Origin of the sequence: Lentibacillus daqui (assembly GCF_027186265.1) — a bacterium.
GTDB classification, from domain to species: domain Bacteria; phylum Bacillota; class Bacilli; order Bacillales; family Amphibacillaceae; genus Lentibacillus_C; species Lentibacillus_C daqui.
In genome coordinates this window covers 3,082,959-3,107,008 of record NZ_CP114176.1, presented here as the reverse complement: position 1 = coordinate 3,107,008, position 24,050 = coordinate 3,082,959, and the positions used below count along the sequence as shown (strand labels likewise).

Here is a 24,050-nt window from a genome sequence, read left to right as displayed (position 1 = left end):
GAAGGATGTGTGTACCAGCCGGGATGCAGGCATCAACCAAATTTGAGGAAACATCGACCGGGAGATGGTGGATATCAACCGGATGGAAAGAAATATCGACCGAGGAAATGCGGTCATCAACCGAATTCATGGAAACATCGACCAAGAATTTGTGAACATCAACCGAATACAGAGAAACATCGACCATGGAAAAGCGGGCATCTACGGAATTTGAGAAAATATCGATTCTGGGGCTGTGCGCATCAACCTAATTCTAAGAAACATCAACCTAACAACAGGACTATCACCAAATTATATTTTAGAAGGGAGGGGTAATCGGTGGCCTATGTTATTCGACGATTTATTTTATTGTTTGCAACACTTGTCCTGATCTCCTTGATTACGTTTCTTGTTTTTCAAATTCTGCCGGGGGATCCTGTAAGGGTGATGCTGGGGCCGGATGCTGATGAGGCGCAGATTGAAACAATGACGAAGCAACTTGGTTTGGATGAGCCTAAATATAGACAATATCTCCATTTGGTAGCAGGCTTTTTACAAGGAGATATGGGAACGTCATTGCGATTTTCCCGGCCGGTATTGGATTTGATCATGGAGCGGTTGCCGGTTACTCTGTCGCTTTCATTTATGTCGCTCATGATTGTCGTTATTGTCTCCATCCCGCTTGGCATTTACACCGCCAAACGGGAGAATAAGGCCAGTGACTTATTCCTGTCATCATTTACACAGCTCGGGATGGCGGTTCCCAGTTTCTTCGTTGGGATACTATTCATTTTACTGTTTGGTATCACCTTTCAGCTGTTTGCTACGGGTGGATATGTGCCCTGGAGCGAGAGTGTTTCGGGTGCTCTGCGCTCCTTGTTCCTGCCAGCACTTACCATAGCCATCCCGCAAATTGCTATCAGTTTTCGCTATATTCGGAATGCGATTTTAGTGCAATCAAAATTAGATTATGTGCGCACCATCCGGAGTAAAGGGATTTCGGAAAAAATTATCCTTTATAAGCATGTGCTAAAAAATGCCATGATTCCTATTTTGACAGTGTTTGGCTTGATTATTGCGGAAGTTGTTGCAGGAACGATTGTCGTGGAACAAGTATTCTCGCTCCCAGGTATTGGCCGGTTGCTAATCACCTCGGTCAATTACCGCGATTTCCCCGTGATAGAAGGGGTTGTACTGTATATCGCATTTGTTGTCGTTATCACCAATTTTTTGGTAGACATCTGTTATTCCATCTTAGATCCCAGGATTCGCTTAAGGTAGGAGATTGTAGTTATGCGAAAGAAATTCAGGAACGTTAACCTTATATTTGGCGGCAGTATTCTTCTTTTCTTTATATGTTTGATGATCATCAGCTTTTTTTATACGCCCTATGATGTGAACGCGATGCATGTGAGTGATAAACTACAGGGCCCTAGTGCCACGCATTGGTTTGGCACCGATAAATTTGGCAGGGATATTTTAAGCCGGGTCATGGTTGGTACGCAAACCGGATTTTTGGTCGGGGCAATTGTAGTTACCATGGGACTCATTCTAGGAACTCTCATTGGCGGAATTGCTGGCTATAAGGGTGGCTGGATCGATGAAATTATGATGCGGTGTATTGATGGACTCATGGCATTTCCGGGAATCATTCTAGCAATCATGATTGTGGCAGTTTTTGGAACGGGTATTCTGAATACATCCATTGCACTCGGGATTTTGGCAACCCCTGGTATCGCCAGAATTGCACGAAGCGGTTTTATGCAACAAAAAGAATTGGAGTATGTGGAAGCGGCAAAGTCCATTGGTTTACACCCGGTTAAAATTGTGTTCAGAGAAATCTTGCCAAATATTTATTCTCCGCTCATTGTTGCTGGTTCCGTAGCTTTTGCCATCGCTCTATTGGCAGAAGCATCATTAAGCTATTTAGGTCTTGGCGTACAGCCTCCAGACCCGAGTTTGGGCTATATGCTTAAGGAATCCCAAGAGTACTTAAGCACGAGCCCTTGGTATGCCCTGGCACCGGGAATTACCATTACAATGATTGTTTTAGGATTTTATATGCTGAGTAATGGCGTGAGGGATATGACGGATGTGCACGGAAGGTAGGGGATTTTTTTGGATAGTGTACAGTTGAAAAGTTCCCACCTTTGTTAGGGGCGGGCCCCATTTTGGAGTCTGCCCCTTAACTGTTTCTTCAAATAATCCCACAGTTGTGCTGCAAGCTAAATATGGGGTGATTGTTACATGATCAAAAAGGTTATTTTTAAACCAGTTTTAGGAGGTGATTACCTTTGAAAATATTTCTCATCGTAACGATACTTACATTTTTGGTATTCGGAATCGTTTCGTTAGTGCTTTATCATATTTTATCATACGCAATGGATAAGTATTTTAAGTTGTGTAAAAGGATATCGGGCATTTTAAAACGTCAAAAGATAAATTCAGTTTTTATAAATTACACCATTTATATCATATATTTTATATCTACAATTCTTTTTGTATATCTTATGTATTCAATAATATATAACAATGGGGAAAAACTGATATTCTTAACGTTTATAATCTATCCGTTATTGGTTATTTTCTTAGGAACATTTTTAGATGAAATGAAACTGAATGCGAATCATAAGGTGTCTAGAAAAATCATTATCAATAAGGATAGCTATATTATTAACAGAATTAACCTGCTGTTTGGAAAGACATCTTTTCATATGTTCATATACTTAATCGTTTTTTATTTGTTATTAGCTATTATCATATCAATAGGATCAGAAAACATACCAATGGAAATTGTCTATGTTTATTTATTGATGCTCCCTGTATGCTTGGTTTTTTTTATTTACATAGGGGTGAGAAGTGGTAACGAAAGAAATCTTAGAAAAATTATTTCGTATACTGTACTGTTATTGCTTGTGGTTTTTGATAGTTATAACAAATTTAAAGGACTTATATATGGTGAGAACCAGGACACGGTTTTTAAAAGTTATATCATTTACATCATATTAGCAGTATTCTCAGCGATAGAAAACATTGTTCAAGCTATTTATGATGATTATCATTTATTCATGGCAAAAAAAGGAAAAAAGACGCAAGTATGATTGAGTGATGTAGGATAGACACGTAAAAAATATTTTCCTCGTGTTGTTGGACTATACATAAACAATAGCTTTTGTGTGGCTTCTAAGAATTAACGTTTCATGGAAACAGTTTTTTATCAAAGCAAAAGGTCGTATAATGATAATAGATAACTGGAGTTATTTCTATTTGAAAGGGGATGTCCTATGAGAAAAGAGAAAATTGGCAGAGATTTTACCATCACAGAAAGACGGGAGGCACTTGAAGAACGATTTCCGGTATGGCCACGTAATACGCTTGCAACACATTTTTCCAAAGCATGTCGGACATATCCGGATCGCCCTTTTGTTTACATAGAAGATACACAGGTAACCTATCAGGAAGTGTGGGAAAATGCGCGTGTCTATGCTAAATCTTTCCTGCACTTTGGTGTAAAACGCCGGGATCATATTGCAGTACTAATGGAAAACGATGCAGTGTATCCATCATTGATGATTGCTGCGTCATTGGTCGGGGCTGTTTTTATCCCAATCAATACGATGTTGACCAAAGAAGAGCTTTCCTATATTTTGCGACAGTCCGATTCGCGTTTTCTTATCATGCATGAAACGATAAAGGGTACAGATTATGCGGAAATGGTCAGTCAGCTTTTGGATGATCCGACGTTTAGGGAAGAAAGCTTGCTGGAACAGGTCTTTTGCATGGAGACGGTGGATCGTATTGATGATGATCGGTTCCTGGATTGGCATTTCTTCTGTTCTAAATCTATTGCTGTTTCGAATACGGAATTGGAACAACGGAGGGGTGCATCGGAATATCCGGATGAAGTGGCGATGATCATGTATACTTCGGGGTCGACTGGCAAGCCCAAGGGAGTGATGCTGACACATGACCATTTGTTGCGCTCTTCATACAGCACGTGCTTAAGTCGGGCGATTGAGGATGGCCGGGTGACATTTGCTCCGCTGCCGTTTTACCATTGTTTTGCCATTATTGAAGGGTTACTGGCGATGTCCTTTGTTGGTGGCGCGCTTGTTTCGGATGCTCGTTTCACACCATTGTCGGCGTTAAAAAAGATGGAAGCCTATCAAGCAAACGATTTTTTATGTGTCCCATCCATGCTTGTGCCGTTATTGAACGAGCCACGGGTGTCGGAATTTGATTTATCATCTTTATTTGCCATGTGGTGTGGCGCGGCTCCAGCTCCGATTCATGTATGGGAAAACGCGGTAAAGACGCTTGGTTTAACGGAAATTTGTACTGGTTATGGGCAGACGGAAGTAACCTCATCCGGTGTGACCACTGAGATGGGTGACCCGATTGAACGGATCGCCACGAGGGTTGGACGCCCGAAACTTGGCGGTGTCTGTGGCCAGCCTGAATTTCACGGGAGTGTCGTGGAGTATAAGACGATTGATCCAGAAACAGGAGAAGATGTCACGACCGGTTCGATTGGCGCACTCGCTGTCAGGGGCTGTACCGTGACACATGGTTATTATAATAAACCAGATGAGACGGCTCGTGCAATCGACAAGGACGGCTGGTTGCGCACTGGCGATATCGGGCAGATTGATGAATTTGGCTATATAGAAGTGCTGGGGCGCACGAATGATTTATACAAAGTCTCGGGCGAATTGGTGGCACCGCGTGAAGTGGAGGAAGTGATTGCTGAGCATCCGGCTGTTAATCAAGTGTTTATCGTCGGTGTCCCGGATCAAATCACAACAGAGGCTGGTGCGGCATTTATTGAATTAAAACCAGGCGAATCCTGTGTGCGCCGTGACATTATTGACTGGTGTGCATCCCGGGTTGCACGTTTCAAAATCCCGCGCCATGTCTGGTTCATCGAGGCATCCGACTGGCCGTTGACAAGTACAAGTAAAGTGCAAAAATTCCAGCTGAAAGAGATGGCAATGGAGCGGCTTGGTAGAGAAAAATAATGGCTTGGGGGGGGGGCAGAGGACGGGTCTTCGAAGCTACTGAAAAATGATTATCTATGAGCACTCAAACACGAATTTTTGCTATGTAATCATTTAGTTATATATCAGCGATTTGTATTTTCAGTAGCCACGGACAGACCCATCTCCAACTGCAAATAGAAGATGAACAAGTGATACAACAGGAGGGTGACCAATGGAAGAGACATGGTATCGGCATACATTACGAGTATATTATAAAGATACGGACCAGATGGGTGTGGTGCATCACGGGAACTATGTGAACTGGTTTGAGATTGGCCGGACAGAAATGATGGAGGAAGCAGGGTTTGCCTATCACGACATCGAGAACATGGGTCTGCTTTTGCCGGTCCTGCATATGGATTTGAATTATCATCAATCAGCTCGCTATAATGAGCTTGTGGCTATTTATACGAAGGTAGGGCAATTTTCACCAATTCGACTGCAATTTGATTATGAAGTACGGCGAGTGGAAGAAGAAGCGTTTGCAACAAACAGCGAACAGGATATATCTCCAACTAACAAGCCATCTGGAGAGCTGCTTGTCAGTGGAAGTACAAGTCATATGTGGCTGAATAAAAAGTGGAAATCCGCCCGCATCGACAAGACTGCTCCGGATATATATGCACTTCTTCAGAAAATTGGCAGCCGACAAAAGTAATAGTGTGCCGTTCTGTGAACTTCGAGTTGTACAAATTGAAGATTGGAGGAGATTTGGAACTTGGCCGACATATAGCTAGCTGTTGGAGGGAGAAGAGCGGAAGAAATAGACAATATTTCCCTCCTCTTTTTTGTCAATTGCTACGATGATGCAATGGGTTTTTGAGCATTAGAGCTGTCCCCAACCATATTATTGGCTGGTGGGGCAGTTTTTTACAAGTGTAGGTTATTACTGATGTTCCTGGAATGGTCTGAATTTCTGTTGCTAGTAAGAGCGATATGGATTACTTGATGTTAATTCTAGGTATTATAAAAAAGCGTTATAAATCTCATTATCATTCGGAATAAATGGAATAACCAAAATATATTGAATAGTGATCAACAAAGATGTACACTATAAACAATCTAATTAATAGAAGCACAATCGTTATAAGTATATAAAAATGTAACCAGTATTGAAAGCGATTTCATTAATGGAATGTTTCGCTCTGTTTATGCCAAGTTAAAATTAGCCAATATTGTACTGTTAAGTGAAGATAAGAAAAGCACCAATGCAGCAAAAATATCATTTAAATTATATTTGAAAAGGGAGGAGATTTTCATTAGTTTAATGATAGCGTTTGGGTTAGCGAGTATTATGCTCTGTATTGGCATGATTATTCGGGCAAAGGTTACTTTTATAAGAAAAATGCTAGTGCCTGCAAGTGTTATTGCCGGAGTAATAGGTTTGATTGTCATGAATACGAATCTTATCACTTTGACTAACACAGACATGTACGTAAATATTGTAAATTTCTTATTTACGATTACGTTTATTTCCATCGGATTGACAAGCAGCCCGAAGTCAAAGTCATCAGGTTCTATTGGGAAAAGTATTGCGAAAGGTTCGATGGGTTTAGGTTTTCTCTGGAATTTATTATATGCTCTTACCCCTGTCATTGGTGTTATTGTTCTCATGAGTATCGGTGGATTTTTTGGAATGAATCCAGTCTATGGTTTACTAATTCCTTTTGCTTTTGCACAAGGTCCTGGTCAAGCTGCTACTTTCGGTACGATTATGGACCAACAATACGGAATTGCAAATGCTGCCACCGTAGGAATCACATTTGCTGCAGTAGGATTTTTAGCTTGTTTTCTAGTTGGCGTTCCTTTGGCGAGGTTTGGTATCAAAAAGGGTCTGGCCAAAAAGTTGGGTAAATCCAGCATTGATGGTTTTGTTGAAAGAGGCTATTATCTGAAGGATGAGAAAAGAGAAACGTTGGGAAATGAGACAACATTTAGCGGCAACATGGACACGATGACTTTTCATTTTGCGATAATTGGTCTCTGTTTTGTTTTAGCTTTGGGCATGGCGGAAGTAATTTCGTATATTCCCGGTATAGGCCCGACTTTTAGTGCTATGTTATTTATTTATGGTATGTTAGCAGGGTATCTCGTAAAATTTATAATGAAGAAACTACGTATTGATAACATGCTCGATAATACTTTTCAATCTAAGATTACCGGTTGGTCAACAGATTATTTAGTGGTTGCATCATTTATGGCGGTACCATTTGGCGTAATCGGTGAATGGCTGGTTCCAATCATAATTGAGGCTATTGTGATCTCTGCTTTAACTGTTGTAATATGCATTTATTTTGGCCAAAGAATTGGTGGAGAGAATGATTTTGAAAGAACTCTTGGTTTATATGGTACAGCCACAGGCACCGTACCAAGTGGTATTGCGCTTGTGAGAATTATTGATCCTTCTTTAAAAACCACAACAGCGGTTGAATTAGGATTGATGAATTTACCAATGGCTGCCTCTTATGTTACGGTTACTACAATATTAGCTATTGCTTCGGGTGCATTATCTATGAATATAGGGTTACTCCTGCTTTTGGTACCGATTCCAATCTATTTAATCGTATTAAAAATATTCAAGGTATGGGGTAATAAGACGTATAACTTTAAAACAAAACCTATAACCGAGGTAGAACATATAAAGACAATAGCTGAATAATATAGATGAAAGAGAGGAGCGTTTATTTATGAAACAATTGTATTATGGTGGAGACATCATAACCATGGAGAACGAAGAGGATGTAGCGGAGGCGGTATTAATTGAAGATGGGGTGATTAAGAAGGTTGGCCACTTAGAAGAATTGCAAACCTTTATGGGTGATCCAAATGTTATGAAGGTTGACTTGAAAGGAAATACATTGATGCCAGGATTCATTGATCCTCATGGGCATGTTTCCATGGTAGGCCCCATGTCAATCATGGCCGATTTGAGTGTATGTGAGAGTTTTGATGATATTATTTATACACTGAAATCATATATTCATCATAAGGGATTAAAAAAGGGAGACCCCGTTGTTGGTTTTGGCTATGATCATAACTTCCTGAAAGAGGAGAAGCATCCGACAAAGGATGTGCTAAATCAAGTATCGATGGAACATCCTATCTTTATTTCCCATGCATCCGGTCACGTTGGTTGTGCCAATGATGCCGCCCTGAAATTGGCAGGAATCGATGAAAACACGCCTGATGAAGACGGAGGAGTCATCGGTAGAATAGAAGGAACGCGGGAACCAAATGGTTATTTGGAAGAAGGAAGCATGATGAGTTTACGAAAAAACGCATTTTCGGATATAAATATGGATTATGTACAGTTAACCAATCTGGGTCAAGATATTTATATTAAAAATGGAATTACGACGGTTCAAGATGGAGCAACGTCACATGAAACTCTTGAGCTTTTAAAAACATTGGCGGAACGAGATGATTTAAAAGTAGATGTTGTCGCATATCCGTTAGTAGTTGAAAACCCCGATGATATGAAAAAGAATGAGACATACGCTAAACAATATCATAAACGTTTGAAAATAGGTGGGTATAAACTCTTTTTGGATGGCTCGCCTCAGGGTAAAACAGCATGGTTGACGGAACCGTATGAAGGGGAGGAAAGCTATCGTGGTTATCCGTGGTATCAAGATGAACAAGTAAAGCAATATGTATCACAAGCTATTAATGATAATGTACAGCTTCTGACCCACTGTAATGGTGATGCTGCATCCGACCAACTTTTAAAAAATTACGAGGCCGCATTGCAAGAATCAAATAACGCCAATAAACATCATTTGCGTCCGGTTATGATCCATTGTCAAACTGTTCGATATGATCAGTTGGATAAAATGGTTGAATTATCGATGATTCCTTCTATATTTTTACCTCATACGTACTATTGGGGAGATGTGCATCTGAAAAATTTGGGGCATGAGCGTGGAAGCCGAATCAGCCCTGCAAAATCAGCTTTTAACCGGGGGCTTGTGGTAAACTTCCACCAAGACGCACCAGTGGTAAAACCCGATATGCTCCATACAATATGGTGCGCGGTGAACCGAATCACGAGAAAAGGCGTTAAGATTGGACCTGAGGAATGCGTTCCCGTCTATGATGCCTTGAAGGCTGTTACAATCAATGCAGCATACGCATATTTTGAAGAAGACCAGAAAGGCAGTATCAAAGAGGGAAAACTTGCTGACTTTGTTATATTAGACCAAAACCCGTTAAAGGTAGACAAAATGAAACTGAAGGATATACAAGTTGTAGAGACAATAAAGGAAGGAAATACAATTTATAACATGGATTTCGCGGCTACAAAATAGATTTATTTTTATATTTTTGTGATACTGTCATAAAAACTTTTGGGTTTTTATGACAGTATTTTGCACTTGTTACTGGAGGCAGTAAAGGCATTGGTTTTGGTGTTTCGTGTAACCGGGTGCAATTTAATACTGGCCACGGTTTATAGATACCCTACTATTTTCCGGTTTAACACCTCTTCTAACAGCGACCATGCTTCTTGACAACTTGGACCGGTGATAAAAGGTTTAAATCCGAAATTTAAATACATATTAATAGCCTGATAGCTTGTTGTTTGCGATGTGAGATAAGCTGTTGCATGATAATCAGCAAGAATATTCATGGCTGCACTCAGTAAAGGCTTGGCAAGTTTCTTTCCTTGATATGCAGGAACAACACCTACCCAATGGATTCTACCCGCTATTTCCTCATCGCCAGTCAAGTCACCATACCATGCCGTTGTAGTTCCAATCACCTGTCCTTGTTCATTCTCTATGAAAACACATCGTTTGGTCATCTCATCAATATATGGTCCAAATTCCTTGTTAAAGTGTACCAGTGCTTCTTTCTCGCTTGTAAATTCATCTACACTGGTTTCAACCCTGGCCCAATGATGTTCGTCACCCTTTTCAAACAAACGAATGCGAAAACCGGCTGGGAGTGGATATTGTGGAATATCCAACAAATTTGTTCTTACCATTTTAAGTGGTATTCTTTTCATTAAAATCACCTCTGTTATTGGCATCACTACGCTAAATCAATCTCTTGACACCCGCTGTATTGATAATTATATCGCCATCAATCCATCATTATAAAGGAAAATACAAGGCCAATCTTGCTGGTTGTGATAAACGCAAAGTATTACCGTGACATACGGCATTTATTATAATAAAATAAGAACATAAGATTCCATCGAACACACAGATAGTATGGAAACAAGATGGTTTACCTTTAGTGAGGAGCTGGAAATGTGGACATAGCATTAACCCAAGATGAGATTATGAAATTGTGTGGGACTGCCTCCTTCAAAAAAGGTAACGATTTTTATCATAAGCAGCAAGTAACATTCGAACATATCAGCTCTGATCGCTGTGAGGCAACGGTGATAGGAAAAGAAGACTTCCATGTCACAATTGAATCGGATCCATCTGGGGAATTCGGTGTGCGAACGGCATGCAGCTGTCCCAAACTGACTTCCGTGAAAAATGAATGCCAGCATGTCGCTGCTGTTTTACTGGCAATGGCTGACCAACAGCACCCCACGACTATAGATTCCAAAATTGATCCCGCGCTGGCTCAAGGCCTGCTAAACCTGTTTCGTCAGGAAAGGAGATATACCAGCAGATACCAGCCACATTTTGAAACGAGACAATTGCTTGAGGTGGTCTTCCTATGTAAACCTGTCGTTGTAGATGAGACGAAGCATATGTTAGGGATTGAACTGATGATCGGATCGAATCAAGTGCGACATATCCGGGATTTTCTCGGTCATGTTAAAACGGGTACCTCTTATATCATTTCTGCCGATTTTACGTATGAGCCAAGTGAGCATTGCTTCCAAGGTGAAACGGATGATGTGGTTCAGCAGCTCATCCAAGTGACGGATGATGAAAAGGTGTATGATCCCGCAGTTGCGAACCAATCTAATCACGCAATTGGCAGCCACACACTAATCATTCCGCCATCCTTATTGGAAAAGCTTGTGCCATTACTTTCAATTGCGCCCTTTGTGAAGCTTATGGATGATGGAAAAATAGTGGATGGTCTGCCGATAACTAATGACACCCTCCCTTTGCAATTTGTTTTTTTAGACGGCGGGAGCGGTGACTACCAGCTAAACATACAGGGAATAGATCAGATTAAATTGATGGATGACTATCAAATGGTGTTATATGCGGGGAAATTGATTCGGCTGGATGGGGAAAAGAGCAAGCGGCTTGCTGAATTAAAGCAGATGCTTGCAACTTCGAGTCACCGTCAAATTCGGATCCCCAAACAAAACATGCAATATTTTCTGGAAAAAGTGATACCTGGCTTGAAAGAACTCGGGGATGTTACGCTGCCGCGATCGATATCGCAGCAACTCCTAAAAACACCATTGGTTGCCAAGCTGTATTTGGATCGCGTCCATAACCGTCTGCTAGCGGGTTTGGAATTTCATTATGAAGGCGTTGTGATCAACCCGATGCAAACGGAGAATCAACCGACAACGCTAATAAGGGATGCAGCAAAAGAGGATGCGATTCTACAATTCATGAGAGACAGCGGATTTACGCAAACGGAATCGGGTTACTACATGCATAATGAAGCATTGGAATATGAATTTTTGTATCATCGGCTTCCCGAGTTGGAACAGCTGGTAAAGGTTTACGCAACAACCGCGGTGAGAAATCGGGTGTTAAAAGAAAAGGCACATCCCCGGATTCGGGTACGGATGAAACGAGAGCGGATCAATTGGCTGGAATTTACATTTGACATGGCTGGAATTCCAGATAAAGAGATGAAGCAAATACTTAAGGCATTGGAGGAAAAGCGCAAGTATTATCGCTTAAACAGCGGTTCACTATTGTCATTAGAGACAAGAGGGTTTGAGGAAATCCAACGTTTTCTGCATACGGAACCGGCTCAGGATGTTGATCTGGAAAGTGGGTTGAATGTGCCAGTTTTGGAAGGTTTTCGACTGTTGGATGTGACCAACGATACGGAGGTGTTCGAGTTTGAGCAATCCTTCCGTCAATTTTGGGCGGATATCCAGCAACCGGACAAGCTGGCATTTGATGTCCCGCCCATCCTGGAGCCTATCTTGCATGAGTATCAAAAACATGGCTTTCGCTGGATGAAGACGCTTGCCAGTCATGGTTTTGGCGGAATACTTGCAGATGATATGGGACTGGGCAAAACCCTGCAAAGTATTGCCTTTATTTTATCCCATCTTACTGATATCCGTAAACAGAAACAACCCGCGCTGATTGTCTCCCCATCCGCTTTAACTTATAACTGGCTTAGCGAAATCACTCGCTTTGCGCTAGATATAAAGGCAGTGGTAGTTGATGGCAATCAAGCGGCACGAATCGCTTTGCAAAAGGATGCCATGGATAAAGATGTGGTGATTACTTCTTATCCACTATTGCGTATGGATTCACGGTGGTACGCGAAACAAACATTTCATACCGTGTTTTTCGATGAGGCACAGGCCTTTAAAAACCCCGTCACCCAAACAGCAAGAGCAGTGAAGAAAATCAATGCAAATCATCATTTTGCGCTTACGGGAACCCCGATTGAAAATTCTTTGGAAGAACTGTGGTCTATTTTCCATGTTGTTTTTCCTGAATTATTTCAAGGATTAAAGGACTACAGCAATCTGCCGAGGAAAAAGATTATCCGGCGTATTCGGCCATTTTTACTGCGCCGAACAAAAGCGGACGTACTACCTGCGTTGCCTGAAAAAGTCAATTCACAGGAATCCGCTGACTTGCTGCCTGAGCAGAAGAAATTGTATGCTGCTTATTTGGCAAAATTGCGTCATGATACATTGAAGCATCTGGATAAGGACACATTTCGGAAAAACAGGATCAGAATCCTTGCCGGGCTTACCCGGTTACGGCAAATTTGTTGTCATCCAGCATTGTTTGTAGATGGATATCAAGGGAGTTCGGCAAAATTTGAACAACTCCTGGAAATTTTGGAGGAATCCAGGGTGTCGGGAAGAAGGGTATTAATATTTTCCCAATTCACGGAAATGCTGAGGCTTATCGGTAGAGAATTAGCTGTAAGGGGAATGTCGTTTTTCTATCTTGACGGCCATACACCGTCCGAAGAGCGAATCTCAAGGTGTGACCGTTTTAATGCCGGCGAACGGAATCTATTTCTCATTTCCTTAAAAGCAGGCGGCACCGGTTTAAATTTAACGGGGGCTGACACTGTTATTCTTTATGACAACTGGTGGAATCCCGCCGTTGAGGAGCAGGCAGCAGACCGTGCTCACCGAATTGGCCAGACCAATGCGGTACAGGTTATCAAGCTGGTTGCCCGTGGTACGATCGAAGAAAAAATGAATGCCCTGCAAGAAAAAAAGCGGCATCTGGTTGAGGAAGTGATTGATGCACAAGAGGCATTGACACAAACGCTGACAGAAGAGGATATTCGGGATATATTGATGATATAGTGGGACATGGGCGGTTTGAGATTACGGAAATATTCAGCCGCCTTGTTACCTTAAGTTCCGAAACAAATAGTTAGCACTATAAAAAAACACCAACCATCTTAATGTCGGTCGGTGTATTGGTTAGCTTGCTTTCTGCATTTCTTTAAATATTTTTAATGCCTTTTTCTCTGCTTGTTTAACATCTTTACCATAAACGGTGATTAGTTTATTTTCCATAATAAAATTCCATTGTCTTGTCATATTATTTCACCTCCTTAAAAATCGTACAACAGCTTAACATAGAGCCTTTCCATAACCTAGACTCGACTAATTAATATAACACATATTTATTGGTATGTCAAATGTTGATTTTTACGCTTTCTAAGCCTTTAACCACAACATAAAAAAAGACAGGTTACGCTTGCAAGCTTCCTGTCCCTTTTCGTTCACAATCATTCTTCATTCTCTTTAGCTTTTTCGAATAAAGCTTCCGGTATCATTTCAAAGCCTTCAATTACCGTATTTTCTTCGACTTCAATCATTAAGCAAAGCTTTCCGTCCAACTTCACTTGGCGGACATATCTCAAATCTTGTGGGCTAATAGAAATATCCGCCGCTTTAGTTTTAATTTTGATCGACTTGGAATTATATTTCGGTATGATATTATTCGCTTTTAACTCGTATTTTTCATCATCGATTACTGTTTTAAACGCGGTTTCTACCTTTTCTGTATCGACATCCTCTACGCCACTGCTCTTAAGAACTTTTTCTACATCTTTATAGTCTAATTTCGGCGCATCTTCTTCTTCATTTTCTTCCAGGACATGATGGATCTCTTCATATACATTTGAAAGGGTGGATGTATTGATTTGATCACCAGCTACTTTTCTGACAACTTCTTCAAACACAATTTTATCCTCAGCAGCAGTCATTATTTCTTCCGCGTTTAATACTTCCTCCATAAAGTGGTAATCCGGTTCATATTTTTTCCCTGTTGAATAAAGTATGTGGTTGACATCGGCAGCATTATCTGTGAAGCACGGGAATAGAAACCCGGATATTGGCGCTTTTAGATTGATAATGGGATCCACGACAAAATTATATTTAAATTCCTTTTCCACATAGTCAAATAGTAATTCTTTTTTCGGATCTTGCGTTTTATTCATGCTGCATAATATAAAAGAATGGGAATAGACTTTATCGCGTTCACTTTCTTCCGCCTCTTCATTCCGGCGTTTCATCGGTTTCATATATTCTCCCCTAATAAAAGTTATAACAATATCCATGTCATATTGCTTATCCTTCAGCATTTTTTCGACCAGACGAAGCATATGGCTTTTCCATTCTTCCGTATCGTTACTTAATAGACCTTGGTGCAGTATTAACTGACTGTTATTTTCCACATTACGTTGGAACTTTAATTCGAATAATTTTTCATCCAGTTGGCCTGATAGTACTTTTTTAAAGTTGTCCATGAATAATTCTTGTTGTTCCTGCTCCAGCAATTCAAATGGTGAACTTTGATGATGATAGATTTCACTCGATTCTTTCAAGATGTACACATGAAAGATTTCATGAATATTTAATAAATCGTTATTTATTTTAAATTGTTTACGAATATTTGCTATATCTTTTTTGTTCAATTTCGCTCACTCCCAGTCGGTTATCAGCATGTATGTTTATCTATACATTCTCCCATTCTATCATACAAGCCATTTGTTTCTCCCGCATCTTCTGGTTATTACCAAAAATGATAGGAAGGGAGTATCATATCACATATGTGACATCGCTTACAATAAGTGGGAAAGATATGGGTATCGCTAAATACTAGCTAATGGAATGAAAGGCCGGTGTATGTCTCGGTATAAAGGCTATGTATGGTTTGGATGGTTTCTCTACCGCACTATTTTTGTTGCGTTAATTTCATATATTCGTTTATTAGCTCGTCCAATTCCTGACTAATTTTAACAGTTAATGGATGATTAAGACCTTTTTTGTTACCGGATGCAATCATATCTGTTTTTAATTTTTCAATCTGTTCCCGTAGTTGCTTTTTTGATTTCATTACCTTTTAACCCCAGTTTTCATTTTAAACACTATCGTAAACACTACCCCAACCTGCAAAAAAGCTCAATAGCAAGAAAAAAGTAGTATAATTGTCGTTAAATAACTAATATGTTTGGATTTGTATGTGCAGATAATAAGGCTTATTTGGGTGATCATGGGAAGAATGGCGGAAAGAGTATTCCATTTGGCTAACGAATAACATTAGCGGACGCTCGTGAAGCAGCTATCCATTCAATGATTTACCGTTGCTGGGTGACATTTCCCGCTATCTATGCCATAATATAACTGTTGAAATATGCAACAAATGAGGTGTCGATATGATCAAAGCATTACTAATTGCCCCATATTCCGGATTGGCTAGAACTGCGGAAAAAATGGATGTTCCAATGGATATTGAATTCGATATAAAGGTGGCAAACTTGCAAGAGGGCGTGGAAATGGCGCGTTTGGCTGAACAGGAGGAGTATGACGTCATTATAAGTCGTGGCGGGACAGCCGCACTTATTCAAGAAGCTGTTTCTATTCCGGTTGTCCATATTGATATAAGCGGATATGATATGCTGCGCGTTTTTACACTCATTCGTGATATTAAGGAAGAAGTTGCACTGGTTGGTTTTGAAAATATTACCCAAGGTGCAGCGACATTGTGCAATATTTTGGAATTGGATGTCCATGTGGTTACGATTCAGAGTGGTGATGAGGTTGGCGGGCGCTTGAAACAGCTTAAATCCCAGGGATATGACGTTGTAATTGGCGATGTGATTACGATTCAAGTGGCTGAACAGATCGGGATGCGCGGTGTCCTCATCACATCCGGTAAAGAAGCCCTTATGGATGCATTGGAAGAAGGGAAAAGGGTTTGCCGGCTTTTTGACAATTTGAAAAAGCAATTTTACTTTTTGCAGGAGTCCTATCGATCCATCCCGTTTCCCATAGTGATGTTAAACAAGGATAACGAGGTAATCGATAAAAATATTTCTTTCCAACGGGACATGGATGATGAACAATTGCTGCAAGAACCGGAGATCATAAAAATGGTTCAAAACGTACGGATGAATGAGACTAGCCAATGGACAGAATGCAGCCGATCTCAATATAAATACATGGTGCAAGGTTTTCCGGCTAACAAAACGGAACAAATCGTTGGCTTGGTTATTCATGAAATAAAAAGATTAAATCATGAACAGTCCGTTTATATTGAACGTGATTTGGCGCATGTTCCGATTATTGGCGAAAGTGGTCAAGCAAATCGACTAAGAGGCAGCATTACTACATTTGCCAAAGTGAATGAGGCCATTTGTATTTTTGGGGAAAAAGGCACTGGAAAACAAACGATAGCCAAGGAAATACATTTAGCAAAACATGGTCCATTGTCACCATTGGTTATTGTCGAATGCAGCCGTATCACACCTCAAGAGATAACAGAATGGAAACACCATTTGCTTGCAATGCGCAAAGGAAGTCTGCTTTTAAAAGACGTGGATGAAATACCAGTTGCCGTACAGGGGAACTTTTTAGAATTATTGCTTTCAACTAGATTACAAATTTTAGCCTTGTCGAGTACCCCATTAGATACATTGGTGGCTCAGGAAAAATTCAGTAAAGGTCTATATGAAAGAATCGTACAGCAGACCTTACATGTATTACCATTGCGGCAGAGAAAGGAAGATATTCCGGGGTTCGTCAACTATTTTCTCACGGAACTTCATGCAGAAAACGGAAATGAAACATTGGGCGTGAAGCCGGATGCAATGGATCTGCTAAAGAGTTATGAATGGGAAGGAAACATCAGCCAATTGAAAAGATTTATTCGGGAGCTGAGTCTCATGACTGATGGCAACTATATTGAACTTGCTCAAGTTAGAAATTTGGCTGTATGCCTCAACGAGATGAAAGATCAAGCGTATAGCGATAATCTTCCTGTTTCCGGCACATTAAAAGAAATGGAACAACAAATGATTCAAAAGGTTTTGCAAGAGGAAGGAAATAATCAATCACGAGCTGCGAAAAGATTGGGTATTAATCGGTCGACGCTTTGGCGGAAATTGCATGGATAAATAATGAGTGTAAATATTAATATCAAATGGAGCCTCAAGCCAGGCTTCTTTTTATTGCAAAATAAAACAACTAACCCCTTTTGCTGTTATTTTTACATAAATAAACTGTTGCATTTTATATCATAAATAATTATAATATGGTTATGAAATCGCTTAATAGATAGCTGGTGTTTCATCGTAAAACACTTCGCCGATTACAAGGGGGATTCAACGTGAAAATCAAAGCATTTCTGGAAAAGGTTCCTGGAGGTATGATGGTCGTCCCATTATTGATAGCGGCTACAATCAATACGTTTGCGCCGGACCTACTGAGAATTGGTAATTTTACGCAGGCATTATTTGTGGATGGATCAAGTACACTCATTGCATTATTTCTGCTATGTACAGGTGCGCAGATTAATCTTCGCAATGTCGGAGTTAGTCTTGGCAAAGGCGCTACACTGCTGGCCACCAAATGGGTAGTTGGTGCAGTTGTTGGTTTGATCGCCTATATTTTTGCTGATTCAAATGGTTTATGGCTAGGACTGGCACCGATTGCCATTATTGCTGCTATGACGAACAGTAATGGTGGGCTATATGTGGCACTTGTCGGTCAATATGGGGGCAAAACGGATCGAGCAGCATATTCATTGTTGGCATTAAACGATGGACCATTCTTTACCATGGTAGCCTTGGCCATCTTTGGTGCGATGGGATTTGTCAATGGTATGTTTTCTGTCGTTTCATTCATTTCCGTATTATTACCGATTATTGTCGGTATGGTGTTAGGTAACCTGGATGAAGAGATGAGAAAGTTTCTTGATAAAGGGAGCTCCATGCTTATTCCATTCTTTGCTTTTGCTTTAGGAATGGGCATTGATTTTGGAAGCATCATTCATGGCGGTTTAGGCGGTGTGATTCTTGGGTTATTAACTGTCTTCGCAACAGGAACAGCTGGATACTTTGTCTTTAAAGCATTCAAATGGAACCCAATTGCAGGTGCTTCAGAAGGGTCTACAGCTGGAAATGCTGTTGCAACACCAGCTGCAATTGCGGCAGCTAGCAGTTCTTTTGCAGCGAATGTGGAACTGGCTACGGTTCAGGTTGCAGCATCAGTTGTAACGACCGCTATTTTATTGCCATTTTATATTGGATTTTTGACAAAACGTCTAGAAAAGAAAGGCATTACTGTACCGGATGATTATATAATAGATGATTCGCCGAAAGATGCCTCTCATGCAAGTTCTTAATAAAGAGGGATAGACATGGAAAAGAAAATTGGAATTATTGCAGATGACCTAACTGGAGCAAATGACAGCGGGGTCCAGCTCACAGAAAAGGGAATCAGCACTTCAGTATTTTTTGATTTGCCGCAACATGCAGACCTGCTGGATAGTGGTATTGTTATTGATACCAATTCCCGTGCCCTGTCGCAAAAACAAGCTTTTGATGTAACCAAACAGGCTGCACGTTTTCTCAAGGAGTCAGGGTATAAGCATATGTATAAAAAAATGGATTCCACTTTACGTGGGCATATCGGGACAGAATTACAAGCGGTATTTGAGGCGTTTCCGGTCGATTTTGTTGTGATTGCCCCGGCATATCCGCAACTAGGGAGAACAACTGTTGATGGTGTGCATTTTGTTAACGGAACGGAACTAGCAGCAACTGAAGCGGCAAATGATCCGAAACACCCTGTGAAGGAATCATTCATTCCCAAAATCATTGAAAACGAAATTGGCAAGAAGGTCGGATTGCTTAAACGAGCTGATTTCAGCAAAAACTTGTCAGATTTTCGGGATATACTCAACCATTTTAAAGAAAGAAATATACATTATCTCGTTTGCGATGTCCAAACACAAGGAGATCTTCAAAAACTTGCAGCTAAAATAACAACTGTTACGAGCGATGTGATTTGGGCAGGATCTGCAGGGCTGGCTGAAGTACTGCCTGATGTTCTAGGTATTGCACAAGAAAAACAAACCGAACATGTTGATTGTGCAGAGTATGTCATGACGGTATGTGGCAGCTTATCTTCCATCACACAAAAACAAGTAGCATACGCGAAGGCACAGTCGAAAGTTAGCGGTGTGGAGATAGATAGCATACGAATATTTTCAAAGGACTGGAACAGCATCAGCAGACAATACGTAAACAGCTGTTTGGAAGCACTGGAACACGGAAACGATATTGTTCTACATGTTCCTTCTGATGAGCGGACAAGAAACGAAGTACAAAAAAAAGGCAAAGCACTTGGATTAACGGATAATCAAATCGGGGAACATGTATCCAAAGCACTGGCTGAAATTGTTTTGCAGGTTACAAAAGAAAACGACCAATTAACTGGTTTCATGTTGACCGGCGGAGATACGGCAAAAGATACGACACGTCATTTAGGTGGAATTGGTTTTAATTTAATGAAACAAATTGAAACAGGCATTCCACTGGGAACGTTAATTGGTACAAGCAAGACATTCACTGTGGTGACCAAAGCAGGTGCCTTTGGCGGGAAAGATTCCATTTATTACGCCATGCAGGAAATGAAAGGGGTAAGTAAACAATGAGCAAGAAACCGATAATTGGAATTACGATGGGTGATGCAGCCGGGGTTGGCCCGGAAATTATCGTAAAAAGCCTACAAAATGAAACAATATATAAGCAGTCCCATCCGATTGTCATTGGTGATGCAAAAATGCTGGAGCGCGCTGCCAACGTTTTAAATGAAAATATTGTCATTAACAAAATCGATGGTCATGCAGACCTGACAAATACAAACTTTGGTGAAATTGCTTGTTATGACCTTGATTTGCTGCCGGCAGACCTTCCTTTTGGACAAGTATCTGCCAAAGCGGGCGACGCGGCATTTCAATATTTGAAAACAGCGATAGAACTGGCAAACGAAGGGAAAATAGATGCCATTTGTACAGCACCTCTAAATAAAGAGGCTTTGCATAAAGGTGGACACAATTATCCTGGTCACACGGAAATTTTGGCTGAACTAACAGGAACGAAGGAATTTTCCATGATGTTATCATCGCCAAAATTGAAGGTTATCCATGTGACAACACACATCGGCTTACTGGATGCTATCCATTCGATCAAGCCGGAAAGGGTGTACAATGTGATTCGCCTCGCGCATGAAACCCTGTCGAAATCAGGTATCAACCAGCCTAAAATCGGTGTTTGCGGCATTAACCCACATGCAGGTGAAAATGGGTTGTTTGGTTACGGAGAAGAAGAGGAGAAAATCATTCCAGCTGTAGAAAAGGCTAAAACAGAAGGCATTACAGTTGAGGGTCCGCTTCCAGCTGATACATTATTCTTTCGTGCTCAACGTGGCGACTTTGACATTGTTGTTGCGATGTACCATGATCAAGGACATGGACCGATCAAAGTGTTGGGACTTGAAGCCGGTGTAAACATTACCGTTGGGTTACCAATTATCCGGACTAGTGTGGATCATGGAACAGCTTTTGACATCGCGGGAAAAGGTATTGTTGATGAAAGAAGCATGTTAGAGGCGCTTCGTCAGTCGATTGAATTAGCGCCAACTGAGTGATGGAGTTTCGACGATATAAATCGAATAGGTATTAAGGTGGCGAATAATCTCTGCTGAATTTTTGGCAGAGGTTATTTTTTTATATTAGTTCTTGACTAAATGGAATAGTCCAAGAGCCATTTGTTCGAAGTATTATTTTTAGAATAGTTCAATTAATGGACCTATTAAAACGAAGAAATAACTTTCATAACTGAATAATCAATAGTATAATGGACTTGTTATACAAGGAGGTTATGCTATGTCGTCTAATAATCAAAATATTCAAGATATCCCGCAGAAAGGTTTCTTTGGACATCCGAAGGGGTTGTCTACGCTTTTTTTCACTGAATTTTGGGAGCGTTTCTCTTATTATGGTATGCGCGCGATTTTATTATTTTATATGTACTATGAAATCTCAAAAGGCGGCCTGGGGATGGATCATGGAACGGCTGCATCGATTATGGCCGTTTACGGTTCTCTCGTGTATATGTCCGGAATTATCGGCGGCTGGATTGCCGACCGATTGCTGGGAAGTGCTCGTACCACTTTCTATGGCGGTATCCTGATCATGTTCGGTCATATTGTTCTTTCTTTTCCGGGAAGCATAACAGGATTGTTCGTATCTATGGCCTTGATTGTCATTGGGACAGGACTGCTTAAACCGAATGTTTCCAATATTGTTGGTGATTTGTATAGTAAAGAAGACTATCGCCGTGATTCTGGTTTTAGTATATTCTATATGGGAATCAATATGGGTGCACTTATTGCGCCGTTAATTGTCGGAACTGTTGGACAGGAATATAATTTTCACCTTGGGTTTAGCCTGGCAGCCATTGGAATGTTTATTGGTTTGATCATGTTCATCTTTACCAAGGGAAAATATTTGGGACCGGCTGGGACGAATGTGCCCAACCCGCTAACAGCAGCTGAGCGTAAACTTGTATTTGGTCGAATTGGTATTGCTGCGCTTATTGTGATTATTTTGGGTGCCATTTCCATTTATACAGGGCTTTTAACAATCGACCGGTTTACTATGCTTGTTAGTATTTGCGGTATTGTTATTCCAACTATCTATTTTATTGTCATGTATCGAAGCCCGAAGACAACAAAAGTGGAGCGTTCCCGATTGCTGGCTTATATTCCGATGTTTATTGCAGCCATCATGTTTTGGGCAATTCAGGAACAAGGATCGATCATTCTGGCTCGTTACGCAGATCAGCGAACACAGCTTCATTTCGCCGGGTTGGAAATTCAATCATCCTGGTTTCAATCATTGGATCCACTATTTATCGTTATTTTCGCACCAGTTTTCGCATGGCTTTGGCTTAAACTCGGGAATCGGCAACCATCGACTCCGACGAAATTTTCGATTGGGTTAGTTTTTGCAGGTCTTTCATTTATCGTGATGATTATCCCTGCTTTAATGAATGGAACAGATACACTTGTTAGTCCATTATGGTTGGTACTCAGCTTCTTCCTGGTTGTTATAGGGGAATTATGTTTATCACCAGTTGGTTTATCAGCAACCACCAAGCTTGCACCGGCAGCATTTTCTGCACAAACGATGAGTCTATGGTTCTTATCTAATGCTTCAGCACAAGCCATTAATGCACAGATTGTTCGGCTATATTCGTTTGACACGGAAGTTTTATACTTTGGTGTGATCGGCGGAATTTCTGTTCTTCTTGGTTTACTGCTATTTATTACATCGGGAAAAATTCATCAGCTAATGCGCGGGATTGATTAACGCGGTGCTGGAAAAACTGCTAGTAGTAAAGTGCTAGCAGTTTTTTAATGGAGGAATTCACTCGAAAGACCCACTGTAGCCTATATGTCAAGTGGTTCCTGGAGTCTCCCTTTTCTTAAAATGAATACAAACAAATGTTCTTGACTTTGGCTGATTTGTGGAATATCATATTGTTAAGATGAAAAAGAAATCAAATTGGCTTGGAAACCTTGATGAATAACCTTTGATAGAAAAAACAATAAAGATTAAACCAACGAAATTGCTTACGTGTGAGATCTTCTCTTAACTTAATATACAATATACAAGAAATGGTGCGATGATACGATGGCAAAAAAATATTATGCTGTAAAAAAAGGTAAAAAAACTGGTATATTTACGAGTTGGGATGAATGTAAACGCAACGTGCATGGATATTCAGGGGCTGTATATAAAAGTTTTACTAGTAAAACAGAAGCCGAAAATTACTTGCAGGGATCCAATGGTGAAAAAACAATTGACACGGCTTCTAAATCGGAGGTTGTGGCATATGTTGATGGTAGTTTTAATAAGGTAACCTCTGAATTTTCTTATGGTGCAGTCGTGTTTTTTCAAGGGCAGCAGCATCGCTTTTCCGCAAAATTTAACGATCCGGAATTGGCAGCAATGCGAAATGTTGCCGGCGAATTAAAAGGAGCAGAAAAGGCCATGGCTTTTGCTGTTGAAAACGGAGCGAAGAGTCTAGCAATTTATCATGATTATGAAGGCATTGCTAAATGGTGCACAGGGGAATGGCAGGCCAAAAAAGAGGGAACCATTGCTTATAAGCGATATTATGATGATGTAAAAAAGGATGTAGATATTTATTTTGTTAAGGTAAAAGGTCATTCTGGTGATAAATATAATGATTTAGCTGATGAGCTGGCGAAAGATGCCTTTGCCTGAATGAATTGTGTAGTAAAGATTACCAAGGTTCTTCAGTATTTAAAAATAGGCGATATGACAATGGACGCGCATGTTGTTGTATCGTTTTTTTATGGAATTTCCAGCAAATTAATTGACCAGCCTTTACTTGGGGAAAAATGTCATATATGGACAAGAAAAGTTTTTAATGCCATTTTGACAATAGGTTTCAGGCAAGACCCGCAAAAAAGGGCATGATTATAGTTATAGTTATTAACTATGAGCCGACGTACCTATTCGTAGGGACAAAATAGAGACTGAATTTCAATGTCCTGTT

At 40.5% G+C, this 24,050-nt stretch carries 18 protein-coding genes; 15 read left to right on the top strand and 3 right to left on the bottom strand.

The genetic code is table 11. The annotated features are described in order from the left end of the window. Positions 1-5 precede the first annotated feature (5 nt). From O2S85_RS15630 to O2S85_RS15600, 7 genes are all read left to right on the top strand, one after another. Entirely contained in the window at positions 6-155 is a 150-nt protein-coding gene (locus O2S85_RS15630) for a hypothetical protein (protein ID WP_269410229.1), read from the top strand. 163 nt (positions 156-318) lie between these two features. Beyond that, the gene (locus O2S85_RS15625) at positions 319-1,260 is read left to right on the top strand and encodes an ABC transporter permease (RefSeq protein ID WP_269410228.1); all 942 of its coding nucleotides are present in this window, start codon (positions 319-321) and stop codon (positions 1,258-1,260) included. Between the two features lie 12 nt (positions 1,261-1,272). Further along, positions 1,273-2,088 (top strand): ABC transporter permease, encoded by an 816-nt coding sequence (locus tag O2S85_RS15620; protein WP_269410227.1) that lies wholly within the window; start codon positions 1,273-1,275, stop codon positions 2,086-2,088. A 1,175-nt stretch (positions 2,089-3,263) separates the two neighbouring features. Further along, positions 3,264-4,997 carry a class I adenylate-forming enzyme family protein gene (locus tag O2S85_RS15615; protein WP_269410226.1) on the top strand — a complete coding sequence of 578 codons (1,734 nt, stop codon included), beginning with the start codon at positions 3,264-3,266 and terminating at the stop codon, positions 4,995-4,997. A gap of 193 nt (positions 4,998-5,190) precedes the next feature. Then, positions 5,191-5,676 carry an acyl-CoA thioesterase gene (locus O2S85_RS15610; protein ID WP_269410225.1) on the top strand — a complete coding sequence of 162 codons (486 nt, stop codon included), beginning with the start codon at positions 5,191-5,193 and terminating at the stop codon, positions 5,674-5,676. Positions 5,677-6,153: 477 nt separating this feature from the next. After that, positions 6,154-7,677: a sodium/glutamate symporter gene (locus tag O2S85_RS15605; RefSeq protein WP_269410224.1), complete on the top strand. Its 1,524-nt coding sequence runs from the start codon at positions 6,154-6,156 to the stop codon at positions 7,675-7,677. 28 nt (positions 7,678-7,705) lie between these two features. Further along, positions 7,706-9,325, top strand: coding sequence for an amidohydrolase (locus tag O2S85_RS15600; RefSeq protein ID WP_269410223.1), 1,620 nt, complete (start codon positions 7,706-7,708; stop codon positions 9,323-9,325). Between the two features lie 140 nt (positions 9,326-9,465). Here O2S85_RS15600 and O2S85_RS15595 read toward each other — a convergent pair whose 3' ends face one another. Beyond that, a complete protein-coding gene (locus O2S85_RS15595; protein WP_369419557.1) occupies positions 9,466-10,047 on the bottom strand; it encodes a GNAT family N-acetyltransferase in 582 nt (193 codons plus the stop codon). Between the two features lie 225 nt (positions 10,048-10,272). On the opposite strand from O2S85_RS15595, the gene O2S85_RS15590 reads away from it, so the two are divergent. Beyond that, positions 10,273-13,467, top strand: coding sequence for a DEAD/DEAH box helicase (locus tag O2S85_RS15590; protein WP_269410222.1), 3,195 nt, complete (start codon positions 10,273-10,275; stop codon positions 13,465-13,467). A gap of 431 nt (positions 13,468-13,898) precedes the next feature. Here O2S85_RS15590 and O2S85_RS15585 read toward each other — a convergent pair whose 3' ends face one another. Beyond that, positions 13,899-15,089, bottom strand: a complete 1,191-nt coding sequence (locus tag O2S85_RS15585) for a DUF4317 domain-containing protein (protein ID WP_269410221.1) — start codon at positions 15,087-15,089, stop codon at positions 13,899-13,901. A gap of 260 nt (positions 15,090-15,349) precedes the next feature. Then, positions 15,350-15,511: an aspartyl-phosphate phosphatase Spo0E family protein gene (locus O2S85_RS15580; RefSeq protein ID WP_269410220.1), complete on the bottom strand. Its 162-nt coding sequence runs from the start codon at positions 15,509-15,511 to the stop codon at positions 15,350-15,352. Positions 15,512-15,830: 319 nt separating this feature from the next. On the opposite strand from O2S85_RS15580, the gene O2S85_RS15575 reads away from it, so the two are divergent. From O2S85_RS15575 to O2S85_RS15545, 7 genes are all read left to right on the top strand, one after another. Continuing rightward, positions 15,831-17,570 (top strand): PrpR N-terminal domain-containing protein, encoded by a 1,740-nt coding sequence (locus O2S85_RS15575; protein WP_269410219.1) that lies wholly within the window; start codon positions 15,831-15,833, stop codon positions 17,568-17,570. A 212-nt stretch (positions 17,571-17,782) separates the two neighbouring features. Further along, entirely contained in the window at positions 17,783-18,799 is a 1,017-nt protein-coding gene (locus O2S85_RS15570) for a 2-keto-3-deoxygluconate permease (protein ID WP_269410218.1), read from the top strand. A 15-nt stretch (positions 18,800-18,814) separates the two neighbouring features. Continuing rightward, positions 18,815-20,113, top strand: a complete 1,299-nt coding sequence (locus O2S85_RS15565; RefSeq protein ID WP_269410217.1) for a four-carbon acid sugar kinase family protein — start codon at positions 18,815-18,817, stop codon at positions 20,111-20,113. Further along, entirely contained in the window at positions 20,110-21,108 is a 999-nt protein-coding gene (gene pdxA / locus O2S85_RS15560; protein ID WP_269410216.1) for a 4-hydroxythreonine-4-phosphate dehydrogenase PdxA, read from the top strand. Before O2S85_RS15565 ends, pdxA begins: the two co-directional genes overlap by 4 nt. A gap of 238 nt (positions 21,109-21,346) precedes the next feature. After that, on the top strand, positions 21,347-22,834 hold the full coding sequence (locus O2S85_RS15555) for a peptide MFS transporter (protein ID WP_269410215.1): 1,488 nt from the start codon (positions 21,347-21,349) through the stop codon (positions 22,832-22,834). 324 nt (positions 22,835-23,158) lie between these two features. Beyond that, positions 23,159-23,755 carry a ribonuclease H1 domain-containing protein gene (locus tag O2S85_RS15550; RefSeq protein WP_269410214.1) on the top strand — a complete coding sequence of 199 codons (597 nt, stop codon included), beginning with the start codon at positions 23,159-23,161 and terminating at the stop codon, positions 23,753-23,755. Then, positions 23,756-23,971 carry a hypothetical protein gene (locus O2S85_RS15545; RefSeq protein ID WP_269410212.1) on the top strand — a complete coding sequence of 72 codons (216 nt, stop codon included), beginning with the start codon at positions 23,756-23,758 and terminating at the stop codon, positions 23,969-23,971. The last annotated feature ends 79 nt before the right edge of the window (positions 23,972-24,050 follow it).